1 protein-coding gene is annotated in these 390 nt (G+C 64.1%); it reads right to left on the bottom strand.

Translation table 11 applies throughout. The features are described from left to right. Positions 1 to 18: 18 nt before the first annotated feature. Entirely contained in the window at positions 19 to 300 is a 282-nt protein-coding gene (locus ACK8OU_RS20495; RefSeq protein WP_410305170.1) for a CoA transferase, read from the bottom strand. Between the last annotated feature and the right edge of the window lie 90 nt (positions 301 to 390).

Raw genomic sequence — 390 nt, 5'->3', positions numbered from 1 at the left:
CGGCCACCGAAGCGCCGCTCATATCACCCCGGCAGCATGCAACGCCGCCATCTGTTCCTCGCCGAAGCCGAGTTCTGCAAGGACAGATTGTCCATCGGCGCCTCGTTTCGGCGCCGGACGGCGCTCACGCCTCGCGAGACCCGCGCGCGCAAGCGGATTGCCGATCTCAACGACAGTGCGGTCATCGTCGTCGCGCCGTTCCCGGATAATGCCGCGCGCCCGAAGATGCGGATCGGCGACGGCCTCATCAACGGTGGACACGGGAACGACGGGCAAATCGTGCTTTTCCATTTCGGAGATGATTTCCGCCAGCGTTCGCGTGCCGCAGTAGTCCTCAAGTGCACGTCGGTAGGCAGACCCTAATTCCCCGTGGTCCGAATGTCGCTGGTG

The organism is Pontitalea aquivivens, from assembly GCF_046507575.1.
In the GTDB taxonomy this organism is placed as follows: Bacteria; Pseudomonadota; Alphaproteobacteria; order Rhodobacterales; family Rhodobacteraceae; genus Pontitalea; species Pontitalea aquivivens.
The sequence above is the reverse complement of the archived record's forward strand: the minus strand, read 5'-3'. Positions and strand labels throughout refer to the sequence as shown.